The organism is Micromonospora sp. WMMC250, assembly GCF_027460215.1.
In the GTDB taxonomy this organism is placed as follows: Bacteria; Actinomycetota; Actinomycetes; order Mycobacteriales; family Micromonosporaceae; genus Micromonospora; species Micromonospora taraxaci.
In genome coordinates this window covers 3488732-3511270 of the sequence record NZ_JAPZBJ010000002.1, presented here as the reverse complement: position 1 = coordinate 3511270, position 22539 = coordinate 3488732, and the positions used below count along the sequence as shown (strand labels likewise).

Here is a 22539-nt window from a genome sequence, read left to right as displayed (position 1 = left end):
ATCAATGGCGGCGTGACCCAGATCACTTCCAGTCCCATCGGTGACGACCGGCTGGCCTTGAGTAGCGGCCGCTCCTACCGCAGAGTGCTCACGCACGTGCCGATCCGGTGCGTGCTTTTTCGCGGTCTTCCGCGCCTTCTCGTTGTTTTGCGCCTGGGTGGAGTCGACACGTATGCGTGGTATCGGGTTGCTGTCCCGGCGGTGGCATGGCCGACGGACCTCGACGGGGCCGCTTCGCCCACAAGGGCGTCGCGCCCGCACGGCGATGGTGCTGTTCCTGTCCACGACGCTCGTCGCGACATCCGTGCCCGCGCCGGCCTGGGCGGTGCCCGGTGCCGGCATGAGCCGCGAGGACACCCAGGTCCAACTGCCGGACATCCCGAAGACCAAGCAGGTCGACCAGAACGGGGAAGCCGAGACCGACCTGCTCACCGCCGACCAGGTGCCGGTCGTCCCGTACGTGCCCGGCGCCGTCGAGCCGTGGCAGCAGGACACCGGCGCCGTGGACCTGACCGGCGTCGAGCCCGGCGCGACCAAGCAGGTCGACGACCTCCCGGTCGCGCTCGGCGTACCGGAGGGTGGTGACCCGGCCGCCCTCGCCGGCACCTGGACCGTCGACCTTGCCGCCCCCGAGGCGTCCCAGGCCGCCAGCGTGTCGGGCCTGATCATGAAGATCACGCCGCCGGCAACCGCCGACCCGGCCGCCGAGGTCGCCCTCGACGTCAACTACACCGACTTCGCCGACCTGTACGGGCCGCTGGCCGCCGACCGCTTCGGCGTCATGCTGCTGCCCGACTGCGTCTTCGACGCCCCCGACTCCGGCGACTGTGCCACCGCCGGCACCAGCGGGATGACGTCGTTCGCGCCCGCCACGACGAGCGCCCGGACGGTGCCCAGCGAGGTGACGCTGGTGCCGACCAAGCAGGCGTCGGCGCGGATCGCGGCCACCGCTGACGAGCCGATGCAGCGGGTGGTCACGGGCAAGGTGCCAGTGGGCGCGTTGCTCGCGGCGCAGGATGCCGGCACCGCCCCGGGTGCCCGCGCTGCCGCCGCGGAAGGGTCGAGCGTCGTCGGCGTGCTGGACACCGGCGCGTCCTCGGCGGGCGACTTCACCGCCACTCCGCTGCTGTCCTCCGGCTCCTGGGCCGCTGGTTCGTCGTCCGGCGCCTTCACCTACTCGTACCAGGTGCAGACCCCCGAGACCGCCGCCGGCCTGATGCCGAAGGTCGCCCTGTCGTACTCCTCGCAGTCGGTGGACGGCCGCACCTCCGCCACCAACAACCAGGCCTCCTGGATCGGCGACGGCTGGGACTACAGCGCCGGGGCGATCACCCGCAGCTACGCCACGTGCCGGGAGGACTCGAAGAAGCCGGGTTCGAACAACTCCTCGCACCGCACCGCCGACCTCTGCTGGGGCTCGAAGAACGCCACCCTGTCGCTCGCCGGCATGACCACCGAGCTGGTCTGGGACGAGGGCAAGGAGGCCTGGTTCACCGCCAACGGCGACGGCTCGAAGGTCCAGCTGGTGAAGGACACCAGCCTGGCGAACGGCGACGCCGACGGCGAGTACTGGATCGTCACCACCCGGGACGGCACCCGCTACCACTTCGGCCGCAACCGCCTGCCCGGCTGGTCCGACCGGGGCAGCGCCGCCGACGACCCGGTGACCAACTCGGTCCTCACCGTGCCGGTGTACGGCAACCACTCCGACGAGGACTGCTACAAGGCGGGCAACTGGGCCGGCTCGGTCTGCACCCAGGCGTGGCGCTGGTCCCTCGACTACGTCGAGGACATCCACGGCAACGCCATGAGCCTGTGGTGGGAACGCGAGACCAACCACTACGCCCGGAACTTCAACTTCAAGGACCCGGTCAGCTACGACCGCGGCGGCTATCTGACCCGCATCGACTACGGGCAGCGCCGGGACACCCTCTTCTCGGAGGCGCCGCTGGCGCGGATCGCCTTCAGCGTCGCGGAGCGCTGCTTCGCCGAGGGCTCCCTCACCTGCACCGATGAGAACTTCGCCAGCGCCAAGCCGGACAAGTACCGGATCTGGTACGACACCCCGGCCGACCTGCGCTGTGCCGCCGGCCAGAAGTGTTGGAACGCCTCGCCGTCCTTCTTCACCCGTAAGCGCCTCGACAAAATCACCACATCGGCGCAGCGGACGTCGGCGAAGACCCTCCAGACCGTTGACGAGTACCAGCTCAAGCAGTCGTTCCCGATCCTGAAGACCGGCCCCAACACCGCACTGTGGCTGGAGTCGATCACCCGCACCGGCCACGGCAGGAACAACGACAAGATCGCGCTCAACGCGGTGCGCTTCGAATCCAACACCGAGGAGATGCCGAACCGCGTCAAGCGGGACAACCGCCCCGGCTTCGCCCGGCTGCGCATCGCCCGGGTCATCAACGAGTACGGCGGCGAGACCGTCATCAACTACAAGGCGCCCGTCGGCGACTGCAAGACCGGCACAGGGCTGCCCGGCAAGAGCGACACCGCGGCGCTGAAGGCCAACAACCGGTTCTGCTACCCGGCCTTCTGGCATCCCGACCCGGCCGTCGAGGACATCGACTGGTTCCAGAAGTACGTCGTCGACAGCGTCGAGGAACTCCCCAACCTGGACGGTGCGTTCACCACCACCACCCGGTACGCGTACGGCACGCCGGCCTGGCGGCTCGCCGAGCAGGAGTTCACCAAGAAGTCGACCCGCACGTACTCCCAGTTCGCCGGGGTCGACCAGGTCACCGTCTACACCGGCGCGGACGATCCCGACATCGGCAGCAAGCGGACCAAGTCCGTCACCCGGTACTTCCGGGGCCTGGGTGACAACGTCTCCGTCAAGGACGTCACCGAGGTCGAGATCGCCAAGGACCGGGAGGCCTTCGCCGGCCGGGTCGCCGAGGAGTTGACGTACGCCGACGCCGGCGACGCCGACACCAACTGGCTCACCCGCAGCGTCACGTACCCCGCCGCGCAGGAACTCGCGTCTCGCACCCGCGACGACGGGCTCAGCCCGCTACAGGCCTGGCGGGTCACCGAGCCTCGGCAGGCCTCGTACACCCGGTCCTCCGGCACCGGCGACGACACCCGGACCCTGCGGACCGTCGAGACGAGGACCACCTTCGAGGCGACGCACGGCCTGCCCACGCACATCGAGTCGCTCGGCGACACCGGCAAGACCGGTGACGAGTCGTGCACCCTGGTGGACTACCTGCACCGCGACGACAAGAACCTCATCGGGCTGACCAAGCAGATCCGGACCAGCCCGACGACCTGCGCCACCGCGGCCTTCGACGACCTGAAGACGCTCAGCTCGGCGGGCCGGGTCGCCTACGACGGCCAGGCGTACGACGTCGCCCTGGGCGCCTCGACCCGCGGCCTGGCCACCCAGACCTGGTCGCTGAAGGGCGACGGCACGGGCTTCCAGCCCGACGGAACCACCGGCTTCGACGCCATCGGTCGCGTGGTCAGCAACACCGACCCGGACGGCAAGACCTCGAAGATCACCTACACGCCGTCCACCGGCCAGGCCACCAGCGTCATCGAGGAGAACTCGCTCGGACACAAGCAGACCCGGGAGCTGGATCCGGGCCGTGCCGTCACGGTGAAGACCACCGACCTGAACAACCGGGTCAGTGAGGCGAAGTACGACGCGCTGGGCCGCCTCGTCGAGGCGTGGGGCCCCGGGCGTACCCCGTCGTCCACGTCCGTCCCGGACTTCCGGGCCCAGTACGTCGTGCCCGCCGGGAAGCCACCGGTCATCACCACCTTCAGCCGGGGGCACGAGAACCGGATCCAGACCTCCGTCGCGATCTACGACGGCCTGGGCCGGGAACGGCAGACCCAGGAGGAGGCCACCGGCGGCGGCCGGCTCATCACCGACACGGAGTACAACAGCTCCGGCGAGGTGTGGCGCACCAACAACGCGTACCTTGCCAACGGCTCGCCCGGTGGCCAACTGTTCACGCCGTTCGTGGACCCCGACAACCCGGGGCCCGTACCGAACGCCACCCTCTACACCTACGACGGCCTCGGCCGGGTCACCCAGGAACTGCCCGTCCTGAACGGCGTCGAACAGCCAAACCGGGCCACCCGCTACGTGTACGGCGCCGACCACTCCACAGTGGTCAACCCGGCCGGTGCGACCTCCTACCGGATGTTCACCGACGCCCTGGGCCGGACCACCCGGGTCGACACCTTCACCAACAGCGCCCGCACCGAGTTCACCAGCATGCGCTACCAGCACGACGCGCGTGGTCAGCTCGCGCAGGCCACCCACTCGGCCAGCCCGACCCGCCCGTGGACCTGGACGTACGACCAGCGCGGCCGGATGGACAGCTCCACCGACCCGGACTCCGGCACCACCCGGATCACGTACGACCACCGGGACCGGCAGCTGACCTCCACCAACGCCCGCGGCATTACCGTCTGGAACGGCTACGACCAGCTGTCCCGCCCGACGTCTCAGCGGCTCGGCAGCAGCACCGGCACGCTCCTGGGCGAGTTCACCTACGACACCGTCGCCAATGGCAAGGGCCTCCCGGCCAGCGCCACCCGCTACACCGACGGCCTGCCGTACACCCAGCGGATCAACAGCTACAGCGACGACTACCAGCCCACGTCGACGACCCTCACGCTGCCGCAGTCCATCGCCGACACCTGGGGCCTGCGGACCTCGTACACCTACGACAGCACCTACACCGACACCGGTCTGCCCGAGTCGTCGACCCTGCCCGCCGTCGGCAGCCTGCCGTCGGAGAAGCTCCTCGTCCGCTACACCAAGGACGGTCTGCCGCTCTCGGTGTCCGGTAACAACTGGTACGGCGCGGAGACCGTCTACTCGCCGTACGGGCAGGTGCTGCGCTCCACCCTCGGCGCCCAGCCGTACCGGGTGTGGACCATGGCCTCGTACGACGACGCCAGTGGTGCCCTCAACAGCCAGCAGGTCTACCGCGAGCAGACCGGCGACAAGAGCATCGTCGGCGGCAACCTCGTCTCCAACCGCTCCTACGCCTACGACGACGCCGGCAACGTCCTCGCCATCCGCGAGGAGGCGACCGGCATCGAGGAGCGGCAGTGCTTCCAGTACGCGCTCGGCCGGCTGAAGACGGCCTGGACCGCCAAGAACCAGGCGCTGTGCTCCCCGGGCCCGGTCAACACCGACGGCACCCTCAACGTGGCCGCCGGCACTGACAAGTCCGGCTACTGGCAGGAGTACGAGTACGACCTGCTCGGTAACCGCACCAAGCTGGTGGAGAAGGACCTGACCGGCGCCACCGCCAAGGACGCCACCACCACGTACACCTATGGCAAGGCCGACGGCAGCCAGCCGCGCACCCTCACCAAGGCCACCAAGAACTACCTCACCCCGGCCGGCGCCGCGATCACCGCGGCCGCCGAGCGGCTGTACGAGCTGACCGGCGAGACGAAGTCCGTCACCTCCCTCCAGAACGGTGACCAGCAGACCCTGTCGTGGACGTACGACGGCCAGGTCGAGCGGATCGCCGGCGAGGGCACCAAGGGCCGGAGCTCGTACGTCGGCCTGGCCAACAAGTGCATCGACCTCAGTCGTGGGTTGACCGTCCCGAACCAGCCTTTGCAGTTGTACGGGTGCAATGGGTCACCCGCGCAGCGGTGGAGCTTCGCTGCCACGCCCAACCAGAGCAACCCGAACCTGGGCACGCTGGCTGCGTACGACACCTGGTGTGTGCAGCCGGCCGCGAACACCGCGGGTTCGGCCTTCGCGGTGCAGAGCTGCACCGGTGCCGCGGCCCAGCAGGTGGAGCGCCTGTCGACCGGTCAGCTCAAGCACACCGCCTCCGGTCTCTGCATCGCCGTCAAGGACGCCGCGACCGTCGACGGCACTCCGATCGTGTTGGCGGCGTGCGCCACAGTGCCCGCCCAGCAGTGGGAGGCGCAGGACGAGACCCGGCACATCTACGGGCCGGGCGGCACGCGTCTGCTGACGATCCAGCAGCGTCAGGCCACCCTGAACCTGGGCGAGGCGCAGCTGACGGTGCAGAAGGGCGGGGTGCAGGTCTCCGTCCAACGCACGTACGCCGCGCCGGGTGGCACCGTGGTGCGCTACGCGAACAACAGCACTGCCAACTCGTACCTGCTGGCCCTCGCCGGTGACCATCAGGGCACCACGTACGCCGAGGTCGGCATGTACGACACGGCGATGCCGGTGCGGATCCGTAAGCAGGATCCGTTCGGCAACGAGCGGGGTGCCCCGCCGTTGAACGCCAACTTGCTGAACAACACCGGATTTCTCGGTGCTGTCCGCGATGACGCTTCGGGTTTCACTCCGCTCGGTGCGCGTCTGTACGACCCGACGGTGGGACGGTTCCTGTCCGCGGACCCGGTCCTGGACCTGGCCGACCCGGCGCAGTCCAACGGGTACGCGTACGCCCACAACAACCCGGTGACCCACTCCGACCCGTCGGGTCTGTCGGTGGCGTTGACCGCGTCGGAGACGGCGGCGGCGCTGGCCGGTGCGGGTCTGTCGGCGGCGATGGTGTCCCAGGCGCAGGCCAACATGGGGCGGTCGCTGATGTCGGTGGTGCTCGACTCGGCCTGGTACATCCTCAAGGAGTTCATCGGCATCAACGACGCCATGAACTGCTTCGGCGGTGACATGTGGGCGTGCGGCAGCTTGATCATCGGGGCGATTCCGTGGGCCAAGCTCGGCAAGATCCCGGCCGTGATGCGAGCGGTCAACCGGACGATCGACGCGATCCAGGCGTGGCGGGCAGCGAAGAGAGCCGCCGAGGCGGTGCTGGCTGCCGCCCGGGCGGCGGAGACAGCGGCGTTGAACGCCAAGAAGTTGGCGATCGAGCGGGCGAAGAAGGCCGCGCAGGCAGCCAAGAAGAAGGCCGCCGACAAGGTCAACACGACGAGCAACAAGGCGACGCAGGCGTCGAAGAAGACGGGTAACCCGGTCCAGAAACAGGCCCAGGCGAAGAGTAATCCGAAGGGATCGTCGGCCGGATCGAGCGGCGCTGGGAAGTCCGGCGGTGGCAAGAGTTCCGGCGGCGCCGGCAAGGGCGACGCCAAGCCCGGTGGTGCGTCGGGTGCTTCCGGTCGCAGTAGTGGCGGGACCAGCGGCGGCGGCGGTGCTGGCAAGCCTGACGGCGGCAAGTGCAACAGCTTCGTGCCCGGCACCAAGGTGCTCATGGCCGACGGCTCGACGAAGCCGATCGAGGACGTCAAGCCGGGCGACAAGGTCCAGGTCACTGATCCGGAGACGGGTCGCGTCGAGGTAGAGACGGTCACCGCCGCGATCAAGGGCGAGGGTGTCAAGAACCTGGTGAAGGTCACCATCGACACCGACGGCGACCAAGGGTCAGACACGGCCGAGGTCACCGCGACCGACGGTCACCCGTTCTGGGTGCCGGAGCTGAACGAATGGGTCGACGCCACCGACCTGCGATCCGGGCAGATGCTGCGCACCAGCGCCGGCACCCTCGTGCAGATCACGGCAATCGAACGCTGGACCACCTCGTGGGCGACCGTCCACAACCTCACCGTCGCCAACATCCACACGTACTATGTGCTCGTAGGCGAGACGCCGGTCCTCGTTCACAACACTAATGGATGCCTTGAGGGCGAGCGCGACTACGATGTCTATGACCCGGAGACAGGGGATCGAATCACTGACATCGATCACATTGAGGGTGGCGTACTCTGGGAAGAGAAAAGCGCAATATTCGGCGATGAGTCGTGGGTGAATAAGCACATTAACCGGAAGTTGGACGCGTACCTCCGGGCGCGTCAGCACCTCCCTGGTTACGAGAATGCTCCGATTGGCTTCAGGTTTACGAACCCGGCCATAGACCCGCGCTTCCGGGCCACCCTTGAGAATCACTTCGCCGTCCTGCGGAGAGGTAGACCAGAACTCGATCTACGATTGGAGATCGCTGAGTGAGCTACTACTTCACAGTTTCCGGGGATGACGTCTGGGATCCTGCGCTGAGGATCGGTCACCTATTCGTCTCGCTTGCGGACGGCGCTGCGGTTGTTCTCGGTATCCCAAGTGGATTGGCGCCTTCCGACGATGATACGTGCGAAGTTGACCCGCAGGTCTTTCCCCGATTTGTAGGCGCGTTATTTGAATGTTATTCGGAGAGTCGCCATCCAGTTCGTCGTGATCTAATACGGGGAATTCTCCTCACATCTCTTGTGCTCCTGGATCGGGGAGGTCTTGAAGTGCCTCCCGGTTTCCGGGGTGAGCGAGAGTTGGTGGAAGCTGTGCGTCTGCTCGCGAAGGCTATGTAGAAGAAGTTTGGACTGACTGCACCGCATGTTGACGTGGCGACGAGGGGCGCGGGCGGGTGTGGTTATCAGTCTCCGTTCCGTTCAGGTACTTACGGGACGCCTAGGGCGGAGGCTGGCGTCCTCGGTTGTCGGAATGCCTAAGGTAGATTGATCTGGTAGCGATTATGCCGGAGCAGCGGTTGTTGTGGTTATATCTCCGGGTAATGTCGGAGAACTGACGCTCGCATTCGAACCGATCTCGATTCCTTTTCGGATGAGAGTGTTGACCTGCCGCGGTTCTGGCCGACATGGGCCTGTCGGCGGCGATGGTGTCGCAGGCGCAGGCCAACATGGGCCGGTCGCTGATGTCGGTGGTGCCCCAGTGCTTTCCGGCCTGCGGGCACCCCGGCCGGATGGGCCATTCAGCTTTTCCGGTTAATCAAGGAATCGATATCTGATTTCTGTTTCCGCAAAAAAGCGTCCCTCGCCGTTTCCGGAAAGCTGTTGCGGTTTTTCGGAGCGGTCTGACTGCGGGGGTTGACGGCAACGTCCGCAGACAAAGGGGCCCACGACGGCTCACCGGGACCGTCCAGGGCGGTGCTGAGGTGTCGATGCCTCGCGTTGAAAGCGAAGTTACCCGTAGGCGGTGGCGGCGACGCCGATGTGGGCGTGGTCGAGTAGCCTCATGACGACGAGCTCAACGGCTGCCAGGCATGAGTCGTGCAGCTCCCTCCAAGGGAAAATAGGCTTGGAAGGTGGTCTCGCGCCGACGAGAACGGTCTGAAACTCCGGCAGGCTGGCGATGACCTTTCTTGCTCTGCTCGTTTGACACCGTTCTCATGTCGGTCGTAGCTAGGCACCCCAGAGTCGGATAGTGCTGATGCTTGAAGTAAGTGAGTGGCGGTTTTTGGTCCGTAGCAAGTTCGAATCGTTGCTGAACGACCAGGAGTCAGGCGAGGAAGGCAGAGCCGCCCCTTGATCGACACGAGGTCGGCGAGGTGGCTAGACCGTCGCACTGGGTGTGCGATGACGCGTCGTACGGGCTGCGGTGGTTAGGCTGACCTGAGCAGGATGGTCCGCTGAGGGGGTGAGCCCGGATGGCCCAGGCCGCGTTCGCGCCGGAGCCGGCGCCGCAGCACACCGAGCCGTCGTTCGACGTGCTGCGGTGGCACGACGAGCCCTGGACTGCGCAGCTCGCCCTCGACCTGTTGCCGGAGACCAACGGCCCCAAGGTTGAGGTCCTGAGCGGAAGCGTGATCGTGACACCACATGCCGGATACGACCATCAGGACGCGGAGTTGGACCTCGCGTATCACCTGAAGCAGGCAGCCCGCCGTGCAAAGCTGTGGCTCTATCTGGAGACGAACGTCGTCTCTGGTGAAGATCTCTTCATCCCCGACATCGTGATCCTCGACGCGCCGGGCGGTGGCCGGACGACGATGGACATCGGGCACGCCGTGCTGTTGGGCGAGATTGTCTCCCCCGGAAACCGGCGCAAGGACATCATCGACCGGCCGCGTGAGTACGCAGACGCCGGCGTGCCCTTCTTCCTCCGGGTCGACCTGCGTAATCGGGTGCCCACGATCGCGCTGTACGAGTTGATCGAGGGGGAGTACCGACCGGTGGCCGCTGCGGCTGCCGGAACTCGGTTCGTCATGCGAGAGCCGTTCGAGTTCTCCATCGATCCGGGCGACCTGCTGGGCGAGGAGGCGGCACCGACCGAGCCGGTGCCCGAGTCGACCGACGAAGAGGCTTGATCGACACGGTTTGCTGGAAATCGGGGTGTCCTGGTGCTTGGGATGCCGCGACTTCCGTGAACCCGAGTCGATCATCGCCCGGCGGCGGCGGGCGCAGTGGGGTGGGGCGGGGCGGCGGGGGAGGGCTGAGGCTCCCAGCGGGCTCGCAGCGACGGTGGGGAAGAATGGGCGCGTGACTTCACCCCGCGATCTTGTTCTGCTCGGGTCCACAGGTTCGATCGGTACGCAGGCCATCGACATCGTCCGGCGTAACCCGGACCGGTTCCGGGTGGTCGCCGTGGGTGCGGGTGGTGGCAACGTCGAGCTGCTCGCCGCGCAGGCGCTGGAACTGGGCGTCGAGGCGGTCGGGGTGGCCCGGGCATCCGCCGCGCAGGATCTCCAGCTTGCGTTCTACGCGGAGGCGAGTCGGCGTGGGTGGGCCACCGGTGACTTCAAGCTTCCCAAGATTGTGGCCGGGCCGGACGCGATGGCTGAGCTGGCCCAGTGGCCGTGCGACATCGTGCTCAACGGGGTGGTCGGCTCGCTGGGCCTCGCTCCTACGCTGGCCGCGCTGGGTGCTGGTCGTACCCTCGCGCTTGCCAACAAGGAGTCGCTCGTGGCCGGCGGCCCGCTGGTCCGGGCCGCGATGACGCGGCCGGGGCAGATCGTGCCGGTCGACTCGGAGCACACGGCGCTGGCGCAGTGCCTGCGGTCCGGGTCGCGCCCGGAGGTACGGCGGCTGATCGTCACCGCCAGCGGTGGCCCGTTCCGGGGCCGGAGCCGCGAGGAGTTGACGCAGGTCACACCCGAGCAGGCGCTGGCGCACCCCACCTGGAACATGGGGAAGGTCATCACGATCAACTCGGCCACCATGGTCAACAAGGCGCTCGAGGTGATCGAGGCGCACGAGTTGTTCGACGTGCCCTACGCCGACATCACGGTGATGGTGCACCCGACGTCGGTGATCCACTCCATGGTCGAGTTCGTCGACGGCTCGACCATCGCCCAGGCCAGCCCACCGGACATGCGGCTGCCGATCGCTGTCGCGCTGGGCTGGCCGGACCGGGTCCCCGGCGCTGCCGCAGCTGTCGACTGGACGACCTCGCACACCTGGGAGTTCGCGCCGCTCGACGACGAGGCGTTCCCGGCCGTGGCGCTGGCCAAGGCCGCCGGAGAGGCCGGGCGCAGCCGCCCGGCGATCTACAACGCGGCGAACGAGGAGTGCGTCGAGGCGTTCGCGGCGGGCCGGCTGCCGTTCCTCGGCATTGTCGACACCCTCGAACGCGTGTTGGAGGAGGCTCCGGACTTCGGCGAACCAGGTACCGTCGAGGACGTGCTCGCGGCCGAGTCGTGGGCGCGCGCGCACGCGCAGGAGATCATCGCGGGTTCGGTGGAAGGAGCTTGATGTCGTACCTGCTCGGGGTGGTCCTCTTCGCCCTGGCCATTCTCGTCTCGGTGAGCCTGCACGAGGCGGGGCATCTGCTCACCGCCAAGGCGTTCGGGATGAAGGTCACCAAGTACTTCGTCGGCTTCGGCCCCACGATCTGGTCGTTCCAGCGGGGTGAGACCGAGTACGGGCTCAAGGGCATCCCCCTCGGCGGTTTCTGCAAGATCGTCGGGATGACCCCGCAGGACGACGACGTCGAGCCGGGCGACGAGTCGCGGGTGATGTGGCGCTACCCGGTCTGGAAACGGACGATCGTGATGGCCGCCGGGTCGATCACGCACTTCGCGTTGGCCCTGGTCACGATCTGGATCCTGGCCGTCTCCGCCGGCCTGCCCAACCCGGACTTCCCGACCACCGACGCGCAGGCCCGCCAGGAGCCGGCCGTCATCCGGCTCAGTGACTGCGTGGTGGCGGAGAACTCGGTGCGCGCCTGCGCCCCCGGCGACGCCGCCAGCCCGGCCGCCCAGGCGCAGCTGAAGAACGGCGACCGGATCACCGCGATCAACGGCACCCCGGTCAACTCCTACGGCGACCTGCTCACCACACTGCGGGGGCTCAAGCCCGGCGACACCACGCAGATCGCGTACGTCCGCGACGGGCAGCCGGCCACCACCAGCACCGTGCTCGCGCAGACCCAGCGTCCGCCGCTGGACGACCCGAGCGGCACCGTCGCGCCGGTGGCCGCCCTCGGCGTCGGGCTCGTCCCCAGCACCCCCACCCGCGTGACGTACGGCCCGGTCGGCGCCTTCGGCGCCACCGCCGACTTCACCGGCCAGTTGGCCGTCGGCACCGCCCAGGCGCTGCAACGGCTCCCGCAGAAGGTTCCCGCCCTGTGGACCGCCCTCACCGGCGGCGAGCGCGACGTGGACACCCCGATCAGCGTCGTCGGCGCCAGCCGACTCGGCGGCGAAGCCGTGGAGAACAACGCCTGGTTGGTCTTCTTCATGCTCTTCGTGTCGCTGAACTTCTTCATCGGTGTGTTCAACCTGCTGCCGCTGCTGCCGGTGGACGGCGGCCACATCGCCATCGCCTGGTTCGAACGCGCCCGCTCCTGGATCTACAGCAAGGTCGGCCGCGCCGACCCCGGCCGGGTGGACTACCTCAAACTGATGCCCTTCACGTACGCGGTGATCCTGATCGGTGGCGCGTTCACGCTGCTGACCATCGCCGCGGACGTCGTCAACCCGATCACGCTCTTCTCAAGGTGAGTGCCTGAAGTGACAGCTATCAGTCTCGGTATGCCCGCCGTGCCGCCTCCGCCGCTCGCTCCCCGTCGGGCCAGCCGCCAGATCATGGTCGGTTCGGTCCCGGTCGGTGGCGGTGCGCCGGTGTCCGTGCAGTCGATGACCACGACCCTCACCTCCGACATCAACGCGACCCTCCAGCAGATCGCCGAGCTGACCGCGTCCGGCTGCCAGATCGTCCGGGTGGCCGTGCCGTCCCAGGACGACGTCGAGGCGCTGCCCGCGATCGCCAAGAAGTCGCAGATCCCGGTGATCGCCGACATCCACTTCCAGCCCAAGTACGTTTTCGCAGCGATCGACGCCGGCTGCGCCGCGGTCCGGGTGAACCCGGGCAACATCCGCCAGTTCGACGACAAGGTCAAGGAGATCGCCCGCGCCGCCGGGGACGCGGGAGTGCCGATCCGGATCGGCGTCAACGCCGGTTCGCTGGACAAGCGGCTGCTGTCCAAGTACGGCAAGGCCACCGCCGAGGCGCTCGTCGAATCGGCGCTGTGGGAGTGCTCGCTGTTCGAGGAGCACGGCTTCCGGGACATCAAGATCTCGGTCAAGCACAACGACCCGGTCGTGATGATCCGCGCGTACCGGCAGCTCGCCGAGCAGTGTGACTACCCGCTGCACCTCGGCGTCACCGAGGCCGGGCCGGCGTTCCAGGGCACCATCAAGTCGGCTGTCGCCTTCGGTGCGCTGCTGGCCGAGGGGATCGGCGACACCATCCGGGTGTCGCTGTCCGCCCCGCCGGTCGAGGAGATCAAGGTCGGCAACCAGATCCTGGAGTCCCTCGGTCTGCGCGAGCGGGGCCTGGAGATCGTCTCCTGCCCGTCCTGCGGGCGGGCCCAGGTCGACGTCTACAAGCTCGCCGAAGAGGTCACCGCCGGCCTGGAAGGGCTGCCGGTGCCGCTGCGGGTCGCCGTCATGGGCTGCGTCGTCAACGGTCCCGGCGAGGCCCGCGAGGCCGACCTCGGTGTCGCCTCCGGCAACGGCAAGGGCCAGATCTTCGTCAAGGGGCAGGTCGTCAAGACGGTGCCCGAGGCGCAGATCGTGGAGACGCTGATCGAGGAGGCGCTGCGGATCGCCGACGAGATGGGCGCCGAGCTTCCCGAGGAGCTGCGCGGGCTGGTCACCGGCCCGACGGTCACCGTGCACTGATTTTCCAGATGGAAAAGCGGCCGTTCCCCGTGCGGGGAACGGCCGCTGTCGTCGTACCCGATGCCGTCCTGCTGCCGTGCGCGGCGCAAGGGGCGCGCCGGCCCGCGTCGTGCGGGCGTCGGCGTTTGTCGCGCTGATCGTGCGGACGTCGGCGGCCGGGTCACTCGGATTCGGCGAGGATCGCGTACAGCTTGCGGCGCGTCTCGTCGAGGACCTGCGCGGCCCGCTCGCGTTGGTCGTCGGTGCCGTTCATCATGACCTGGCGCAGGGCGTTCATCGCCTGCGCGCCGGAGTCGCGGATGTCGTGCCAGCTCGTCACCGTGGTCGGGGCGACGTCCGCCCAGGCCGGGGTCTGCGCGGCCTCGGTGGCCTCCGCCTGCCCGGCCTCGGTGACCGTGAACCGCTTGCGCCCGCCGCCGGACTCCTCAGTGCTGGCGACGATCACGCCCTCGTCCTCCAGTAGCTGGAGGGTGGGGTAGATCGACCCGGGGCTCGGTCGCCACGCACCGCCGGTGCGGGAGTCGATCTCCTGGATCATCTCGTAGCCGTGCATCGGCCGCTCGGTGAGCAGGGCCAACACGGCGGCCCGGACGTTGGGGCGTCGCCCCCGACCTCGACCGCGGCCGCGACCCCGGCCACCCCAGGGGCCGCCGTGTCCGTGCTCGTGACCATGGTCGTGCGGGCCCGGCGGAACCGGCGGGAAGCCGAACCCTCGCATCCGCGCCTCGTGCATCGGGTGGTGCTGTCGATGGAACCTCATCAGGTTCTCCCTCTCTCGTACTGTAGCTGATGCATCAACGATATATCGGCAATGCATCGTCGACAACCCTCGTTCTTGCAAACCGTACGTACGTCTTGCTAACGTCCCGTCCATGCGCCTGCTCCCTCCACCCGGCCCGGCCCGGATCCTCACCCTCGGAACCCTGGTCAAGACCGTCGGGCGTGGCCTCTGGCTCGTCGCGAGCGCCCTCTTCCTCACCCGGTCGGTAGGCCTGTCGGCGACCCAGGTCGGCATCGGGTTGACCATCTCGGCGCTCGTCGGGGTCCTGGCCAGCACACCGAGCGGCTACCTGGCCGACCGCGTCGGCCCGCGCGGCGTACAGGTCGGCGCGTTGTTCGTCGCCGGCACCCTCACCGTCGGCCTGATCGCCGTCCGGTCCTTTCCCGCGTTCGTACTGCTGGGTGCCGTCACCGCACTCGCCGACGCGGTCGAGCGCGGCGCCCGGGGCGCGTTGATCGCCGGAGCGATCCCGGCCGACCAACGGGTACGCACCCGCGCCTACCTGCGCGCCACCACCAACGTCGGGATCTCCGTCGGCGCGGTCCTCGGCGGCTTCGCCATCGCCGCCGACACCCGGACCGGGTACGTCGCACTGATCCTGACCACCGCAGCGGCGTCACTCGCCGCCGCACTGGTCTTCCTCCGACTGCCCAGCATCGCCCCGGTCGCTGCCCCGACGCACGGCCCCCGACTGATCGCCCTACGAGACCGCCCGTTCCTGGCCTTCACCCTTGTCGACGGCCTGATGTCCATGCACTTCAGCCTGCTCACCATCGCCCTGCCGCTGTGGATCGCCGGGCACACCAAGGCACCCATCTGGATGATCTCCGCGTTGACGTTGGTCAACACCGGGCTCGTGGTCCTCCTCCAGGTACGCGCCGCGGGTGCCGCCGCCACAGTGCCCGCAGCCGCCCGCGCCGCCCGTCGAGCCGGCGTCGCCATCGCCCTGGCCTGCGTACTCTTCGCCGTCAGCGGCGCGCTCCCCACCGCCGGGGCGGTGGGCCTGCTCGGCGTCGGGTCGCTCGCCCACGTGATCGGGGAACTGTGGCACTCCGCCGCCGGCTGGGCGATCTCCTTCGGGCTCGCGCCGACGAACGCCCAAGGGCAGTACCAGGGGGCCTACGGCATGGGCTACGAACTGGGCAAGATGCTCGCCCCCGTCGTGGTGACCACCCTCGCCCTCGGTTGGGGCGTACCGGGCTGGCTGGTGCTCGGAGCGCTGTTCCTCCTGCTCGGAGCCCTCGTACCACCCGTCGTCCGGTGGGCCGAGCGGACCCGCCCCGCCAGCGAGCCGGCCGAGCCGGTGCCGGCCTTGTCACTCGACCGGCGGAGCAGGGGGTCGATCTGGCAGGCTGGTAGTCGTGCTGACGGTGCCGGTACGGCAACTGGGGGAATCGGAGCGCCGCGCGGTCGAGCGACTACTCGACCATGACCCGTTCGCGGGCGCGCAGGTCGCCGAGCGAATCGCCGCGCGCGGCCTCTCGTGGTGGCGGGCCGAAGGCAGAATCCTGGGGTACGGCGCACGCCGCAACCTGGAATCGCTGTGCTGGCTCGGCGGCAACCTGACGCCGGTGCTGGCGAGCGACGCCGCGGTGGCAGCATTCGCCGACCTGCTCGCGGGCGAGGAACGGCTGTGCTCCTCCATCGTCGGGCGGGCCGACGCCGTGCTCGGCCTCTGGGACCGGCTCTCCGACGCATGGGGGCCAGCGCGAGACGTCCGCCCCAACCAGCCACTGCTGGCCGCCGACACCCTGCCATCCGTACCCGCCGACCCCGAGGTACGTCAGGTCCGCCCCGGCGAGGTCGACCGACTCTTCCCGGCGGCCGTAGCCATGTACACCGAGGAAGTCGGCGTATCCCCGCTGGCCGAAGACGGCGGACGCAGCTACCGCAGGCGCGTCAACGACCTGGTCCGATCCGGTCGCGCGTACGCCCGCTTCGTCGACGGCACTGTCGTCTTCAAAGCCGAGCTGGCCGTGGTGACCAAGCGGACCGCGCAGGTCCAAGGCGTCTGGGTGGCACCCGAGTGGCGAGGCCGCGGTATCGCCACCGCCGCCATGGCAGCAGTGGTCCGCGACGCGCTGCTGCGGGTCGCCCCCACCGTCAGCCTGTACGTCAACGACTTCAACCTCCCAGCCCGCCGGGTCTACGAACGCTGCGGCTTCCAACCGATCGGCACCCTCGCGACGGTCCTGTTCTGACCCGCTGGGTGCCTGGTCGTCCCTGGTAGACGCGGTGCCTGGTCGTGCCTGGTAGACGCGCGTGGTCGCGGGTCGAGCTGACCCGTGGTGGTTGGGCGGCTCGCCGTGCCTGTGGCGGTTGCCCGGCTCGTCGTTCGGGTGGCTGGTCGTGGGTCGAGTTGCCCGCATGTTCGCTCTCCCGGTGTGCAGGTCGTGTGCACATCCACAAATCTTGGACAGTTTCCGTTACGCGGGCGGGCACTGTCCAAGATCTCGGAGTGGGTGTGCTGCCACCGTGCGTTCGCGCGGCGGTGACGGCGCTCGGCGGCCCGCGGTGGCGGTAGTGGATACGCCGCTGGCCGGCACCCCGGGTGGGGTGCCGGCCAGCGGTCGGTGTTCGGGAGTTGCGGTGGGTCAGCTGTTCCAGTGCTGGGCGACGAGGTCGGTGGCCTGCTGCTCCCACTGGGCGTACGCGTCCGGGTAGGCGGAGACCTGGACGGTCTGCGCGGCGTCGGTCAGCGCCATGTCCTGCCACCCGTCGACCTGCTTGAGGCCCTTGAGGAACGCGGTGGTGGAGTAGGCCGGGTCGGTGATCTGCTCCGGCGTGCCCCAACCACTGGACGGGCGCTGCTGGAACAGACCCAACGAGTCATGGTCGTTGGCGTCGCCGAGGTGACCCAGGTTCTCCAACTTCGACTCCTGCAGGCTCGTCGCGATCGAGATCACCGCGGCCCGCTCCGGGAGACCGGCCTTCTTCGTCGCGGCGATGATCGCCTTCACGTTCGCGGTCTGCTCACCGTTGAGGGTGATGTGCGACTGCTCGCCCTGCGGCTTCGGCGCAACCTGCACGGCGGCGGCAACGGGCTTGGCGTCCACGGTCGGGGTGGCGGCGTGGGCGGCGACCGGACCGGCGAACACACCACCGGCGAACGCCAGACCAGCAACGGACAGCACACTCTTACGCATGATCGTGTTCATGGGGGAAGCTCCTTCGGGGGTAAGGACACCCGCCCAGGGGGCGCGGGCGTGAGCACCTCGTCCGGCGCTGCAAAAAGTCTTGAGGGGATCATCGGCGGCCTGCGAACGAGGGCTCGCGGCGCCGGGTCCGTATGTAACGACCCGGGGTCGGGGGTCATTCCCGGGGGGCGACACCATGTGAAGCGGGGAACCGGTCGGGCCGGGGTCCAGGTGTAACGACCCGGGGCCGGGGGTCATTCCCAGGGGCGGACCACCGCGCCGACAGGCCGTGGTCCTGCGATCGTCAGGGTGTGTAACGACCCCGACCCGGCCACGATTCCGGCCGGCACGTGCCCCCGGCCACACGCCGATACCACTCAAAAGGGACAAGTCGCGCAGGTCAACCCCACCTCGGGCGCCAAACCACCCAGGCTGGCGGGCAGAACACCCCCGCTCACGCATGATCCACACGACTTCGCCGATGTCGCGGTATCCGTGAGGGGTTGATACCGCGACTTCGCCGAAACGGAGTCGATCATCCCCGTTTGGGAGGTTCGGGCGGCGTTGCGCCCTCGGGGGTCGAGGTTCGGGCGGGCGTGGCGGCAGCGGGGTCGGGCGGCGTTGCGCCATCAGGGTCCATGTTCTGGCGAGCGAGGCTCGGGCGGGCGTTGCGCCGGCAACGGTCGAGGATTGGGCGGGTTGCGCGATCGGGGGGTTCGGGCGGTCTTGCGGCAGCGGGGGTCGAGGGTTCGGGGGTCGTTGCGGGGATGCTCCTCGAGATGCGGCGATCGGCTCGGCGAGCGCGCCCGCCGGCTCCGGGCGGCATCGCCCGATGGCGTCATGGAGGTGCCAGGGGGCGCGGCGCGGCGGATGAGGGAGACAGCCGTTGACCTGCTCAGAGCCCGGAAAATCGGTTGAGACGACGGGTCGACGCCGGCAGGCTGAAGTCTCCGCCACCCCACGTCCGGAGGACTTTCATGCGCCTGCTCCGAGATCTGTGGGGCACCTCGACGCGTCGTATGACGATCGTGGTCATCCTGATCGTGCTCGGCGCCGCCGGTCAGGCCGGTGCCTCGGCGTTGGCCGGCGCGGTGCTGGTGCACCGATCGGCCGGTTTCTTCGCCGTGTTGGCTGCTGCGCTGGTCGCCGTGGTCCTCAGCGACCTCGCGGTGAGCCTCCTGATGGCCGGCCTGACCGCGGACTGGTCCGCCGACGTGCGTCGCCGGCTCTGCCGGGTCGCACTCGGGCAGGACCTGCCGACCTTGGAGACCACCCCGGTGGGCGAGTTGCTCGACCGGATCGACGGGGACGTCTACCAGGTGGCGTCGGCGATCCGTAACCAGGGCACGCGGCTCGCCCAGGGCCTCTGCGTCGGTCTGTTGTCGATGGTCGTGGCGCTGGTCGTGTGGTGGCCGGCCGGAGTGGCGATGCTGCTGCTCACGGTGGTGCTCGCCGTCAGCCTGCGCCGGCCCACGGCGCGGATCGGTCCGGCCCGGATGGCCGAGGAGGAGGCGTGGTCAGACCTGGCCGCGGTCATGGAGGAGGCGGTGCACGGCCAGGACGACGTCCGGACCAGTCTGGCCCGGCCGTACGTGCTGCGGCTGTACGCGCGGCGGGCCGCCGCCGTGCTGTCCCGGGGTCGCCTGGTCTGGGTGTTGTCCGCCAAGGTGGCGTCGGCCGCCACCGCGACGATCCGGGCTGGCATCGGCGTGGTGGTGCTCGGTGGGGCGTGGGCGCTGGCCACCGGCCGGGTCGACGCCGCACGCCTCACCGCCATCTGGCTGTTGGCGTTGGCCTTCGGGGCCACCGCGGAGCATGTCAGTCGGATGGTGCCGGAGATCCAGGAGGCTCTCGGCGCATGGGCCCGGGTGCAGTTGCTCCAGCGGGCTCGGCAGGAACCCGTCGGCGGCGCCAGCCCGACCGAGGGTGACCTGCGCATCGAGGACCTGACGTTCACGTACCAGGAGGGTGGTCGGGGGGCGGCGTTGCGCGGGCTCAGCCTTACCTTCGCGCGCGGTCGCTCGTACGCGCTGATCGGGCGGACCGGTTCGGGTAAGTCGACACTGGCGAAGGTGCTCACCAGAGCTGTCGACGTGCCACCGGGAACGGTCTTCCTCGGCGACACCGACCTGGGTGACCTCGACGTCGAGCAACTGCGCCGCTGGGTGGCGCTCGTGCCGCAGCGTACGGAGATCCTCGCCGGCACGCTCGCCGAGAACGTCGCGCTCTTCGACCCGGACCTGCTCGACGCCGCAGCCCGGGCGCTGGACGAGTTGGGCCTGGCGGGCTGGATCGCCGAGCTGCCGGACGGTTTGGCGACGCGGCTGGGGGAGGGAGGGCACGTGCTCTCCGCCGGTCAGGAGCAGCTGGTGGCGTTCGCCCGGATCCTGGTCCGTGACCCCCATGTGGTGATCCTCGACGAGGCCACCGCGCGCCTCGACCCGGTGACCGAGGCGCGGGTGCAGCGGGCCACCGAACGGCTGCTGCGCGACCGGATCGGGATCGTCATCGCGCACCGGCTCTCCTCGGTGCGCCGCTGCGACGAGGTGGTGGTGCTGGCCGACGGTGCGGTGGTGGAGGCCGGTCCGCTGGAGACGTCGACGCGCTTCGCCGAGCTGCTGGCCACCAGTCACGCTGCCGCCTACGCCACGGCGGCGACGGCCGGCCGCGCTGGCGGCGGCACCGACCTGCTGGTCGGTCCCGACCCGGCCCGCGACTGGCCGGCCGACCCGGCGAGCGCGTGGATCGATCCGGACAACCCGACCGGGTCGGCGACCGCGTGGGCCGACCCGAGCGGACTCGCTACCCAACCGGACGAGCGGACCGTGCGGACCGTGCCGAACACGCAGACCATGCCGGCCGAGCCGGGCAACCCGACCGTGCTGGCCGAGCCCGACAAGACCGTGCCGGGCAAGACCGTGCCGGACAGCACCGCGCCGGACAAGCGGATCGAGCCGACGACCACGCGAGCCGAGGCGTCACCCGCGACATCCGGGGTGACCCGCGCCGATCCGCCGCCGCTGCCGCCCGTGCCGCCGGCCCGGACGTTGCGGGAGATCTTCCGGCTCTGCCTCAACGACCCCCGGTACGGGATGGCCGCGATCGGGCTGTTCCTCGGGCTCAGCCTGCTGGGGCTGGACGGGCCGGTGCTGCCCTGGCTCTGGGCCGACCTGGTCGACGGGACCGGCAGCCCGTACCTGCCGGCGGTGGGGATCGTGGCCGGGTTGCTGGTCACCATGCCGCTGCCGTACTACACCCACGTCTGGTTCCCGGGCTGGTGGGTGCGGCAGATGCTGCGGATCGGTCTGCGCCTGGTGCACGGTCAGACCGGGCCGCGCCGGGTCAGCTCGCACACCCCGGCCGAGGTCGTGGCGCAGGGCGGCGACACCGAGCGGGTGGTCCAGCTCGCCGACAACGTGCTGGACCAGGCGGTCGCGCTGGTCCTGGTCGTCGCCATGACGGCGGTCACCGGCAGTGTCGTGCCGGGGCTGTTCTTCCTCGGCACGATGGTCGTCTCCGGGCTGGCGGCGACGCTGTTCGGGCCGAAGCTCGAACGTGCCGCCCGGGCCACTGTGGCGGCGCGGGCCGCCTTCGCGACGGCGCTGGTCTCCGCGCTGTCCGCGGCGCGGACGGTGAAGCTCGCCGGTGCGACCAGTGCGGTGCTACGCCATCTGGCCAGCCTGGACGTGGTGCGCAGCGACCGGCAGCGGCGGGAGATCTCGGTGCAGGTGTGGGCGCGTTCCACGCCCTCGATGGCCAGCGGACTGTTGCCGATCGGCGCGTGGGCGCTCTACCTGGGCGGTGGTCTCTCCGCCGGTGCGGTGCTGGTGGCCGTGTCCACGCTGGGCGCGGCCCGCTGGTTCGCCTGGACCACCGCGTCGTTGATCTCGCAGCTGCCGTCGGCGCGGGTCTGGACCCGCCGCACGGCGGCGATGACCGGAGTGAGCGCGTACTCCGCGGGGGTTCCGGCAGTCGACCTGGCCGCCGGGACGGCGCCGGCGCCGACGCCACCACAGCGGCATCCGCTGCGCCGCCTGGAGTTGCGCGACTTCGGGGTGGTGCACTCCGACGGTACGGTGGCCGTCCGGAACGTCGACCTGACCGTGCGGCGGGGGCAGTTGGTGCTGGTGGTCGGGCCGGTGGGGTCGGGCAAGTCCTCGTTGCTGCGGGCGCTGGCCGGGATCGTGCACCACACCGGTGAGCTGGCGTGGAACGGTGACCCGGTCACCGAGCCGGAGTTGTTCCTGCGCCCCAACCAGGTCGGCTACGTCGGCCAGTTGCCCCGGGTGCTGTCCGGCACGGTCGCCGAGAACATCGCGCTCGGACACCAGGTCGACGCGGCCGGCGCGGTCAGCACCGCCCAGCTCGACCATGACCTGGTCGCCGCCGGCGGTGGGCTCGGTCTGCTCATCGGGCACAAGGGCACCCGGCTCTCCGGCGGGCAGTTGCAGCGGTTGGCGCTGGCCCGCGCGCTGGCACCGCGTACCGAACTGTTGGTCGCCGACGACGTGTCGTCGGCGCTGGACGTCACCACGGAGCTGGCGCTGTGGCAGGCGTTGCGCGACCACGGGGTGACAGTGGTCGGCTCGACCGCGAAGCGGGCGGCGCTGGTCCGGGCCGACCATGTGGTGGTGCTGCTCGGCGGGGCGGTCGCCGCCCAGGGCACCTGGCAGGAGCTGGAGGGCGACTGGTCGCACCTGGCCGGCTGACGGTCGGGGCCGGCTGACGGTCGGGGCCGGCTGACGGTCGGGCGGTTGCCGGGGTACGGCAGCCGCCCGACCACGTCAGG

Annotated in this window: 11 protein-coding genes; 9 read left to right on the top strand and 2 right to left on the bottom strand. The window is 69.6% G+C overall.

What is annotated here, in order from left to right; translation table 11 throughout:
• Nucleotides 1–172: 172 nt before the first annotated feature.
• The 6 genes from O3438_RS15355 to ispG all read left to right on the top strand — a co-directional run bounded on the left by O3438_RS15355 (nt 173) and on the right by ispG (nt 13832).
• Entirely contained in the window at nt 173–7930 is a 7758-nt protein-coding gene (locus O3438_RS15355) for an RHS repeat-associated core domain-containing protein (RefSeq protein ID WP_269680610.1), read from the top strand.
• Nucleotides 7927–8280, top strand: coding sequence for a DUF6086 family protein (locus tag O3438_RS34325; protein ID WP_408630524.1), 354 nt, complete (start codon nt 7927–7929; stop codon nt 8278–8280). Before O3438_RS15355 ends, O3438_RS34325 begins: the two co-directional genes overlap by 4 nt.
• 1076 nt (nt 8281–9356) lie before the next feature.
• Nucleotides 9357–10016, top strand: a complete 660-nt coding sequence (locus tag O3438_RS15350) for a Uma2 family endonuclease (RefSeq protein WP_269680609.1) — start codon at nt 9357–9359, stop codon at nt 10014–10016.
• Between the two features lie 172 nt (nt 10017–10188).
• A complete protein-coding gene (gene dxr / locus O3438_RS15345) occupies nt 10189–11400 on the top strand; it encodes a 1-deoxy-D-xylulose-5-phosphate reductoisomerase (protein ID WP_269680608.1) in 1212 nt (403 codons plus the stop codon).
• Nucleotides 11400–12650 (top strand): M50 family metallopeptidase, encoded by a 1251-nt coding sequence (locus O3438_RS15340; RefSeq protein WP_088991004.1) that lies wholly within the window; start codon nt 11400–11402, stop codon nt 12648–12650. The genes dxr and O3438_RS15340 overlap by 1 nt, the downstream gene beginning before the upstream one ends.
• A 9-nt stretch (nt 12651–12659) precedes the next feature.
• Nucleotides 12660–13832 (top strand): flavodoxin-dependent (E)-4-hydroxy-3-methylbut-2-enyl-diphosphate synthase, encoded by a 1173-nt coding sequence (gene ispG, locus O3438_RS15335; RefSeq protein ID WP_088991003.1) that lies wholly within the window; start codon nt 12660–12662, stop codon nt 13830–13832.
• Nucleotides 13833–13992: 160 nt separating this feature from the next.
• Here ispG and O3438_RS15330 read toward each other — a convergent pair whose 3' ends face one another.
• On the bottom strand, nt 13993–14592 hold the full coding sequence (locus tag O3438_RS15330) for a PadR family transcriptional regulator (protein WP_269680607.1): 600 nt from the start codon (nt 14590–14592) through the stop codon (nt 13993–13995).
• Nucleotides 14593–14704: 112 nt separating this feature from the next.
• On the opposite strand from O3438_RS15330, the gene O3438_RS15325 reads away from it, so the two are divergent.
• Nucleotides 14705–16045: an MFS transporter gene (locus tag O3438_RS15325; RefSeq protein WP_269680606.1), complete on the top strand. Its 1341-nt coding sequence runs from the start codon at nt 14705–14707 to the stop codon at nt 16043–16045.
• The gene (locus O3438_RS15320) at nt 15975–16814 is read left to right on the top strand and encodes a GNAT family N-acetyltransferase (RefSeq protein WP_269680605.1); all 840 of its coding nucleotides are present in this window, start codon (nt 15975–15977) and stop codon (nt 16812–16814) included. The genes O3438_RS15325 and O3438_RS15320 overlap by 71 nt, the downstream gene beginning before the upstream one ends.
• A 393-nt stretch (nt 16815–17207) precedes the next feature.
• Here O3438_RS15320 and O3438_RS15315 read toward each other — a convergent pair whose 3' ends face one another.
• Complete coding sequence (locus O3438_RS15315) at nt 17208–17771, bottom strand: hypothetical protein (protein ID WP_269680604.1); 564 nt, start codon at nt 17769–17771, stop codon at nt 17208–17210.
• A gap of 956 nt (nt 17772–18727) precedes the next feature.
• On the opposite strand from O3438_RS15315, the gene O3438_RS15310 reads away from it, so the two are divergent.
• A complete protein-coding gene (locus tag O3438_RS15310; protein WP_269680603.1) occupies nt 18728–22459 on the top strand; it encodes an ATP-binding cassette domain-containing protein in 3732 nt (1243 codons plus the stop codon).
• The last annotated feature ends 80 nt before the right edge of the window (nt 22460–22539 follow it).